We start from the raw sequence: 8,471 nt of genomic DNA on the forward strand, positions 1-8,471 counted from the left end.
GTCGAACGACGCCATCTCCCACCGCTGGTAGGCGGTGAGGGTGCCCGCGCGATCGCTCGCCGAATCAGACATACGCGTCTTCCGCCTTGCCGCCGATCGCGATCGCGCCGCTCTCGGCCAGGTTGCGCACGATCTGCAGGATGCGGCGCTGCTGCGTCTCGACTTCGGACACGCGTACCGGGCCGCGCGCGTCGAGATCCTCGGCGAGCAGTTCGGCCGCGCGCTGCGACATGTTCGCGAGGAACTTCTGGCGCAGCGCGGGCGGTGCGCCCTTCAGCGCGATGATCAGCGTTTCCGACTCGACTTCCTTGAGCACCATCTGGATCGCGCGGTCCTCGAGGTCGAGCAGGTTCTCGAACACGAACATCTGGTCGACGATCTTCTGCGCGAGATCCGCGTCGTACTGGCGCACGCTTTCGAGCACGCCTTCCTCGTGCACGCTGGTCATGAAGTTCAGGATCTCGGCTGCGGTGCGGATGCCGCCCATCGGGCTGCGCTTCAGGTTGTCGCTGCCGGACAGCAGGCCCGTCAGCACGTCGTCGAGTTCGCGCAGCGCGGCCGGCTGGATGCCGTCGAGCGTCGCGATCCGCAGCATCACGTCGTTACGCAGGCGCTCGGTGAAGCACGACGCGATCTCGGATGCCTGGTCGCGGTCGAGGTGCACGAGGATCGTCGCGATGATCTGCGGATGCTCGTTCTTGATCAGTTCGGCCACCGCGCCCGAGTCCATCCACTTCAGGCCCTCGATGCCGCTCGTGTCGCTGCCCTGCAGGATGCGGTCGATCAGCACGCCGGCCTTGTCCTCGCCGAGCGCCTTGGTCAGCACCGAGCGGATGTAGTCGCTCGAATCGAGCGACAGCGCGGTGTGCTGCTCCGCTTCCTTCGCGAATTCCTGCAGCACGTCCTCGACCTGCTCGCGCGTGACGTTCTTCAGCGCGGCCATCGCGGCGCCGATCTTCTGGACCTCGCGCGGCGCGAGGAACTTGAATACCTGCGCGGCCTCTTCCTCGCCGATCGACATCAGCAGCAGCGCGCTCTTGGTCAAGCCTTCAGCGTTCATCGGACACCCAGTTCTTCACGACGGTGGCGACGATCTTCGGATCCTGGCGGGCGATCGAGCGCGCGTAGTCGAGGTTGCGTTCGTAACGATTCTTTTCGCTTTCGAAACCGAGCAGCAGCGCGTCGGGTTCTTCGGCCTTCTCCGGCGCCGGCAGGCCGTCGAGCGCGACCGGATCTTCCGGCGCGGCGAGCGCCGCCGCGACCGGCTCGGGCGGCGGGAACGCGCGGCGCATCGCCGGGCGCACGAACATGAAGTAGAGCGCCGCCGCGGCCGCCGCGATGCCGAGCCACTTCGCGGCTTCCTTCGCCATCGCGATCATGTCGGGCTGGCGCCACCACGGCAGGTCGGCGTACGGGTCGCTCGCGGTCGAGAACGCGCTGTTCACCACATTCACCGAGTCGCCGCGCTTCGCGTCGTAGCCCATCGCATCCTTCACGAGCTGTTCGACCTGCGCGAGCTTCGCCGGCGGCAGCGGCTGCATCGTCACGTGGCCCTTTGCATCGGCGACCGGCTGGTAGTTGACGACGACCGCGACCGACAGCCGCTTCACGCTGCCCATCGGCTGCTCGAGGTGACGGATCGTCTTGTCGAGCTCGTAGTTGGTCGTCTGGTCCTTGCGGTCGCTCACGGGCGTCGTCTGCGGTGCGTTCTGGCCGTTGCCGGCGACGATCGGCGCGGACGCCGGCTGCGGCGGCGTGTTCGACAACGCGCCCGGCACGCCCGACGCGCCGCCCTGCGCGAGCTCGGTCGCGCTGCTGGTCTGCTGGCTGCGGATCGCGGATTGCTGCGGATTGCCGTTCGGGCCGTAGCTTTCCGACGTCTGCTCGACCTTCGAGAAATCGAGGTCCGCGCTGACCTGCGAGCGTGCGTTGCCCGTGCCGAAGATCGGCGCGAGGATCGCGTCGATGCGCTTCTGCGTGTTGTGCTCGACCTGCTGCACGTACTTGAGCTGGCTCGCGTCGAGGCCGGATGCCGAGGCGGTCTGGGTCAGCAGGTTGCCGTCCTGGTCGACGATCGTCACGTTCTTCGCGGGCATGTCGGGCACGCCGGACGACACCATCCGCGTGATCGCCTGCACCTGGCCCTCGTCGAGCACGCGGCCCGGGTAGAGGTCGACGAACACCGACGCGCTCGGCGCTTCCTTGTCGCGCACGAACACCGACGGCTTCGGGATCGCGAGATGCACGCGCGCGCCGCGCACGGCGTTGATCGACTCGATGGTGCGCTGCAGCTCGCCTTCGAGCGCGCGCTGGTAGTTGATCTGCTCGGCGAACTGGCTGATGCCGAACTTCTGGTTGTCCATCAGCTCGAAGCCGACCGAGCCGCCCTTCGGCAGCCCCATCGCGGCGAGCTTCAGGCGCGTTTCATGTACCTGGTTCGACGGCACGAGGATCGCGCCGCCGGCATCGGCGAACTTGTAGGGAACGTTTGCCTGCTGGAGCGCGGCGATGATCGCGCCGCCGTCGCGATCCGACAGGTTGCTGTACAGCACGCGATAGTCGGGCGCGCGGCTCCACAGCACGAGCGCGGTGATCACGGCGACCGCGAACGCGACGGCGATCAGGAACGGCAGCTTCGGGTTGCCCTTCATCCGCGAGATGCCGGGAATGCGTTCCGCGAAGCCGCCAAGCCCGAAGTCCGCGCCTGCGCCACCCGCGCCCGGCAACGCGGCGGCCGCGGCGGCGCCGGGCGCCGGGCTGGCGAGGCCCGCGCGGGCGTCTGGGTTGATCAGCGAGTTGGCCTGCGAATCCATGCGTCGAGTTTCTCCGGAGCGGGACGACTGAGCTCGCTCGGACGAGCGGGCGGACAATGACACGATGCGATTATGGTGACCCGGGCCCGGTTCCGATCGACTGAAAAGAGCGGGGTTTCCCCCGTACTTTCTCGGCTTTGACGCGCGGCGCGCTGCTATCCTTTTTCGCGATCCGGCATGGTGCGCGTGGTGCGGCGCCGGCGGAAACGCCCGGTGCGCCGGGTCTCTTCTCTCAGTTTTGGGGACAGCATGACTGCGAACGTCAGCGGAATCGGTTCGGTGTTGCAACAGATGCAGTCGATGGCCGCGCAGGCGTCCGGCGGCGTCGCGAGCCCGACGGCAGCGCTGGCCGGTTCGGGCGCGGCGACGGCCGGCACGTTCGCGAGCGCGATGAAGGCGTCGCTCGACAAGATCAGCGGCGACCAGCAGCACGCGCTCGGCGAGGCGCAGGCGTTCGAGGTCGGTGCGCCGAACGTCTCGCTGAACGACGTGATGGTCGACATGCAGAAAGCCAATATCGGCTTCCAGTTCGGGCTCCAGGTCCGCAACAAGCTGGTGAGCGCTTACAACGACATCATGCAGATGTCGGTGTGATGCGGCGGGCATCCGGGGACGGGTACCCGGCGACGGGCACCCGGGGGCGGCCATCCGGCGAAAGTTGTTCAGGGAAGGCCTCCGGGCCGGCGCCTTCGGCGCCCCGGCGGCAGGCCACGCTTGCCTAAAGCTTTTCAAATCCCTTCCGATAACTCCGGTGAAGGCCGCGTCGTGCGATGCACGGCGGCGGTTCCCGTATAGCCAACGCATAACAAGGAGAAGCGCATGTTTTCCCCAGGACACGCTGGAGCCAGTGCATACGCGCGTGTCGGCGTCGAGACCGGGGTGATGGGCGCCTCCCCGCACCGTTTGATCGCGATGCTGTACCAGGGCGCGCGGCAGGCGGTTGCGCTGGCGCGCATGCATTTGCAGCAGGGCAATGTGTCCGCGCGCGGCGATGCGATCGGCAAGGCGATCCGGATCGTCGAGAGCGGGCTGAAGGCATCGCTGAACCGCGACGCGGGCGGCGAGATCGCGGAACGGCTGGACGCGCTGTATGCGTATATCGGCCGGCGTCTGCTGGAAGCGAACGCGCAGGCGAGCGACGCGATGCTGGTCGAGGTCGACGGGCTGCTCGCGACGCTCGAGGAAGCATGGACGGGGATCGCCCCGGAAGTCGCGCGGATGGCCGCGCAACAGGCAGTGGAAGCATCGAGATGAATCGCAAGGCCGAATACTTCGCACGTTACGAGGAGCTCGCCGCCGTGTCGGGCCGGATGCTGGGCGCCGCCCGCAGCGCCGACTGGAGCGCGTTGCCGGGGTTGCAGGCCGAATTCATGGCACTCGTCGACGGGCTGAAGGAAGCCGATCCGGGCGTCGTGCTCGACGAATCGGATCTCGGCCGCAAGCTCGACCTGATCCGCCGCATCCTGGCCGACGACGCCGCGATCCGCGACCTCGCGAGCCCGGACGTCGCGCGGCTGTCCGCGCTGTTCGAGGCGCGGCGCTCGACCAAGGTATTGACCGATCTCTACCGCGCGCGCGGGTAGGGCCCGTTTCCAGGGAAGCCGGGAGGCGGGGAGACGGGCGCGGGGCGCACGAACCCGTTGCGGGAGGCGCGCAGTTCCCGCGAGCGGCACCGGCGTGCCGTTCCCGGATTCGCAACGATGTGGCTGAGGTGAGCAGGCTCCGATCATGACCGGTATCGACTCCGTTGCGGCCGCGCTGCTGGCGAGCCGCCTCGACAGCCTGCTGACCGGCACCGTATCGGCGCCCGCCGGCGGCGGCGCGACCTCGCAGGTCGGCACGCCGGGCACCGGCACGGCGTCCACGCCTTCGGCCGGCAGCCCGCCGGCCGCGCCGCCGGCCTCGACCCAGACCGCACTGTCCGATGTCGGGCGCGTGCTCGACGCAATCTCGCGGGCCGGTGGCGACTCGACACCGGCCATTGCCGGGCGCGTGCCGCTGCTGGCCGATCCCACCGTGCTGCTCACCGATACGGCCTTGCCGGCCCGCGCGCCGGCCGCCTCCGATCCGGCTGCGTCTTCGACGCCGGCCCCCGCCGCGGCATCTTCCGCTGCGGCGGCGCGCGAAGCGGGCGCGGCCCTGCCGGTCGCGGCGCTGCGCGCAGCGCTCGCGCAGGCCGTGAGCGAAAGCGGCCTTTTCTACGAATCCCATCTGGCGCAGTGGCTGGCCGGCCAGCGCCCGCTCGCGGCGCTGATGCGCGAGCCGCAGGCACGCCTCGCGGCCGCGCTCGCGCCGGCCGACCCGGATGCCGCGCAGCACGGCTCGACCGACGTGCTCGACGAACTGCTCGCGCAGCGGCCGCCGCTGCCCGCGACCGCGCGGGCGACGGCGCAGCCGGGTACACCGGCCCAGGGCGGCGCACCGGCACGCGATCCCGCGCAGGGCTTGCCGGCGGCCGCACGGCACGGCGCGTCGCTGCCGCCCGATACGTTCGATCTGCTCGGCGAACGCCCTGATGTGCGCGGGACGCCCGCGCAACCGGCCACCGCGTCGTCCGACTCCCAGGCGCAGACGCTGGCGACCGTGCATCCGGCCACCGTGCCGCTCGTCAGGCAGCAGCTCGACGCGCTCGCGACCGACCAGTTCCGCTGGACGGGCGAGGCGTGGCCCGGCGCGCGGCTCGACTGGACGATCGAGCCGGACGATCCGGGCAGCCGCTCGCCGCGCGGCGACGATGGCCCGGGCGACGGCATCGCATGGCGCACGCGCCTGACGCTGACGTTGCCGTCGCTCGGCACGGTCGACGCGGAACTGGTGCTGAACGGCACGCAACTGGTCGCGCGATTGCGCGCGAACCAGACGGGCGCCGACCGCCTCGCGCGGCACGAGGCCGCGCTGCGGCAGCGGCTCGAGGTGTCGGGGCTGAGGGTGGGAGGATTGTCGATCCGCGCGGTCGACGACGGCCCGGACGGCTTCGACCTGTTTGCAGCCCAGGCGGCGGCCGCCGCGTATGCGCGCGGTTCGGCCGGCGGCCCGGCGACGCATGCGCCGGATCCCGACGACGAGGCGCTGCCATGAGCATGACGTCCCGCAAGCGCGCGGCCGCGCTCGTCTACGATCCGAAGGGCGGCGATGCGGCGCCGCGGGTGGTCGCGAAGGGCTACGGCGTGCTCGCCGAGATGATCGTCGCGCGTGCGCACGATGCGGGCTTGTACGTGCATACGGCACCGGAGATGGTGTCGCTGCTGATGCAGGTCGACCTCGACGACCGGATTCCGCCGCAGCTCTACCAGGCGGTCGCGGATCTGCTCGCGTGGCTGTACGCGCTCGACCGCACCGAGCCCGCGCCGGACGACACGACACCGCGCTTTCCGCTGCCGCCGCTGCGCTGAATCGCCCGGCATCGCGCGACTTCTTACGAAATGCTGTCCTGGTCTTGCAGGGTCATTCGGGCGGCATTTTCCGGTTATCGGCCGGCATCGCGGCGCAACGTGCGCGCTTTGCCCACCTTCTTGCTCTTGCCGGGCGTGCCGCGACGCACCCGGATGGATTGAGCCGCCGGTTTGTTTGTGTAATGATATCCATTCTCATTTTCATGCTGCCCGGGCGGCGCGTACGTTTTGCGCGCCGCCCGTTGTTTTGAACGAATGGAACCTTTCGCGTGAACGCGCCCGAAACGATCAATCCGCCCAAGACGGGTACTGCCCGCACGGGTGTCACCGTGCTGCACCCGGCGGCGGCCCGCCCGCTGAGCGACGACGAACTGGCCGCGCGCCGCCAGCGCTCGCGCCGCGCGACCTTCATCAAGTGGCTGCGCAAGGTGCACGGCTGGGTCGGGCTGTGGGGCGCGGTGCTCGGGCTGCTGTTCGGCGTGACGGGCGTGCTGCTCAACCACCGCGCGCCGCCGCTGAAGATTTCGACAGGCGAGCCGCAGGTCGAGGAGATGCAGATCGCGCTGCCCGATCCGGTGCCGAAGACGCCCGCCGCGATGACGAAGTGGCTGCAGCACGAGCTGAATTTCGACGGCAAGCCGGGGCGCATGCGCAAGGAGGCCGCGCAGCCCGTTGCGTGGGGCGACAAGCGCGTGATGCAGCCGGAGCACTGGCAGTTCGGCCTGTTCGGTCCGCACCAGAACCTGCAGGCCGAATACTGGGTCGGCAACGGCTACGTCTCGGTGAAGCGCACGGGCAACACGTTCCTGACGACGCTGAACAACCTGCATCGCGGTGTCGGGATGAATCTCGGCTGGGTGCTGCTGATGGACACGATCGCGGGCTCGCTGATCCTGCTGTCGCTGACCGGCGTGCTGCTGTGGACCGAGCTGAACAAGCGCCGCACGGTCGGCGTCGTGCTGGTGGTCGGTTCGGTCGCCGCGGCGCTTGCCGCCGGCCTGACCTGACCTGACCGGCGTGCGCGCCGGCTGGGCCCCGGCGCGTGCGCTGTCGTCAGTCTCGTCGGCTTCGTCGCCTTCGTCGGCTTCGCCCGTCGCGGCCGCGTACCCCGCGCGACTACCCGCCGATCAGAGGCCGCACGCCGCGCCGCTGTTCGCCGCGATCTCCCGTGCGGCCTTCGCGCCTTCGACCTGCAGGATCGTCGGCAGCGACACATGGTTCTTCGCGGCGGTGATCTCGGCGAGGATCGAGATCGCGATTTCCGGCGGCGTCCGGCTGCCGATGTAGATGCCGGCCGGCCCGTGCAGCCGGGCCAGTTCCGCTTCGCTCAGGTCGAATTCGCGCAGCCGTTCGCGCCGCGCCGCGTTGTTGCGCCGCGAGCCGAGCGCGCCCACGTAGAACGCGGGCGTCTTCAGCGCCTCCATCAGCGCGAGATCGTCGAGCTTCGGATCGTGCGTCAGTGCAATCACGGCCGAGCGCGCATCGAGGTTCATCTCGAGCACCGTATCGTCGGGCATCGTGTGCACGACGCGCGTGCCCGGCACGTCCCACGCATCGGTGTATTCCTCGCGCGGATCGCATACCGTCACCTGGTAGTCGAGCCCGACCGCGATCTGGCACAGATAGCGCGACAACTGGCCGGCGCCGATCACGAGCATCCGGTAGCGCGGCCCGTGGATCGTCACGAGCCGCTCGCCGTCGAACGCGAGCCCGTCGGCGGCCTGCGCGGGTGACAGCGATGCGCGGCCCGTCGCGAGCGTCATCGTGCGCGTGACGAGGCGCCCGGCCTCGACTTCCGCGCACAGCGCGGTTATCCCGCTGTCGCGCGTGAGCGGCTCGAGCACGAGCTGGATCGTGCCGCCGCAAGGCAGCCCGAAGCGATGTGCTTCCTCGGCCGTCACGCCGTACTTGAGCGCTTCCGGGCGCGCGTCGGCCGCGATGCCGCTCGCATGCACGCGGGCGATCAGGTCGTCCTCGATACACCCGCCGGACACCGAGCCGACCACGAGCCCGTCCTCGCGGACCGCGAGCATCGCGCCTTCGGGGCGGGGCGACGAGCCCCAGGTCTTCACGACCGTCACGAGCAGCACGCGGCGCCCTTCTTCGAGCCAGCGCGCGCTGGATTTCAATACATCGAGATCGACGCTTTCCATCATCTTCTTCCTGTTGCCGGGCGCACCCGTCGATGCGGGCTGCCGTTCGATGGCGCGATTATGAACCGGCCGCGACAAGCGTGCAGGGACGGGGGAAGGCGCAAAACGGGGAG

The 8,471-nt window shown here is 69.7% G+C and carries 9 protein-coding genes and 1 pseudogene; 6 read left to right on the plus strand and 4 right to left on the minus strand.

The features are described from left to right. The 3 genes and pseudogenes from VK92_RS42280 to fliF all read right to left on the minus strand — a co-directional run. Positions 1-72, minus strand: a pseudogene (locus VK92_RS42280) (flagellar assembly protein FliH); the annotation flags it as partial. Then, the gene (gene fliG, locus VK92_RS37095) at positions 65-1,060 is read right to left on the minus strand and encodes a flagellar motor switch protein FliG (protein WP_027788887.1); all 996 of its coding nucleotides are present in this window, start codon (positions 1,058-1,060) and stop codon (positions 65-67) included. The gene fliG and the pseudogene VK92_RS42280, both read right to left, overlap by 8 nt. After that, entirely contained in the window at positions 1,050-2,813 is a 1,764-nt protein-coding gene (fliF, locus tag VK92_RS37100; RefSeq protein ID WP_048026708.1) for a flagellar basal-body MS-ring/collar protein FliF, read from the minus strand. Before fliF ends, fliG begins: the two co-directional genes overlap by 11 nt. Before the next feature lie 249 nt (positions 2,814-3,062). On the opposite strand from fliF, the gene fliE reads away from it, so the two are divergent. The 6 genes from fliE to VK92_RS37130 all read left to right on the plus strand — a co-directional run bounded on the left by fliE (position 3,063) and on the right by VK92_RS37130 (position 7,212). Beyond that, positions 3,063-3,407, plus strand: a complete 345-nt coding sequence (gene fliE, locus VK92_RS37105) for a flagellar hook-basal body complex protein FliE (protein ID WP_021164033.1) — start codon at positions 3,063-3,065, stop codon at positions 3,405-3,407. Positions 3,408-3,632: 225 nt separating this feature from the next. Then, positions 3,633-4,067 (plus strand): flagellar export chaperone FliS, encoded by a 435-nt coding sequence (gene fliS / locus VK92_RS37110; protein WP_021164034.1) that lies wholly within the window; start codon positions 3,633-3,635, stop codon positions 4,065-4,067. After that, positions 4,064-4,396, plus strand: a complete 333-nt coding sequence (locus tag VK92_RS37115) for a flagellar protein FliT (protein ID WP_048026706.1) — start codon at positions 4,064-4,066, stop codon at positions 4,394-4,396. The genes fliS and VK92_RS37115 overlap by 4 nt, the downstream gene beginning before the upstream one ends. Before the next feature lie 145 nt (positions 4,397-4,541). After that, positions 4,542-5,891: a flagellar hook-length control protein FliK gene (gene fliK / locus VK92_RS37120; RefSeq protein WP_048026705.1), complete on the plus strand. Its 1,350-nt coding sequence runs from the start codon at positions 4,542-4,544 to the stop codon at positions 5,889-5,891. Then, on the plus strand, positions 5,888-6,205 hold the full coding sequence (locus VK92_RS37125; RefSeq protein WP_021157023.1) for an EscU/YscU/HrcU family type III secretion system export apparatus switch protein: 318 nt from the start codon (positions 5,888-5,890) through the stop codon (positions 6,203-6,205). The genes fliK and VK92_RS37125 overlap by 4 nt, the downstream gene beginning before the upstream one ends. Before the next feature lie 269 nt (positions 6,206-6,474). After that, positions 6,475-7,212: a PepSY-associated TM helix domain-containing protein gene (locus tag VK92_RS37130; protein ID WP_048026704.1), complete on the plus strand. Its 738-nt coding sequence runs from the start codon at positions 6,475-6,477 to the stop codon at positions 7,210-7,212. A gap of 120 nt (positions 7,213-7,332) precedes the next feature. On the opposite strand, the gene VK92_RS37135 is transcribed toward VK92_RS37130, so the two are convergent. Next, positions 7,333-8,358, minus strand: coding sequence for an XdhC family protein (locus VK92_RS37135; protein WP_027788892.1), 1,026 nt, complete (start codon positions 8,356-8,358; stop codon positions 7,333-7,335). Between the last annotated feature and the right edge of the window lie 113 nt (positions 8,359-8,471).

The sequence above is a fragment of the Burkholderia sp. LK4 genome, assembly GCF_001043615.1.
In the GTDB taxonomy this organism is placed as follows: domain Bacteria; phylum Pseudomonadota; class Gammaproteobacteria; order Burkholderiales; family Burkholderiaceae; genus Burkholderia; species Burkholderia cepacia.

Excerpts from the sequence above, each read along its gene's own strand:
- VK92_RS37125 (WP_021157023.1), top strand. The coding sequence starts at position 5,888 with ATGAGCATGACGTCCCGCAAGCGCGCGGCCGCGCTCGTCTACGATCCG.
- VK92_RS37135 (WP_027788892.1), bottom strand. The coding sequence starts at position 8,358 with ATGGAAAGCGTCGATCTCGATGTATTGAAATCCAGCGCGCGCTGGCTC.
- VK92_RS37115 (WP_048026706.1), top strand. The coding sequence starts at position 4,064 with ATGAATCGCAAGGCCGAATACTTCGCACGTTACGAGGAGCTCGCCGCC.
- fliG (WP_027788887.1), bottom strand. The coding sequence starts at position 1,060 with ATGAACGCTGAAGGCTTGACCAAGAGCGCGCTGCTGCTGATGTCGATC.
- fliF (WP_048026708.1), bottom strand. The coding sequence starts at position 2,813 with ATGGATTCGCAGGCCAACTCGCTGATCAACCCAGACGCCCGCGCGGGC.
- fliS (WP_021164034.1), top strand. The coding sequence starts at position 3,633 with ATGTTTTCCCCAGGACACGCTGGAGCCAGTGCATACGCGCGTGTCGGC.
- fliK (WP_048026705.1), top strand. The coding sequence starts at position 4,542 with ATGACCGGTATCGACTCCGTTGCGGCCGCGCTGCTGGCGAGCCGCCTC.
- fliE (WP_021164033.1), top strand. The coding sequence starts at position 3,063 with ATGACTGCGAACGTCAGCGGAATCGGTTCGGTGTTGCAACAGATGCAG.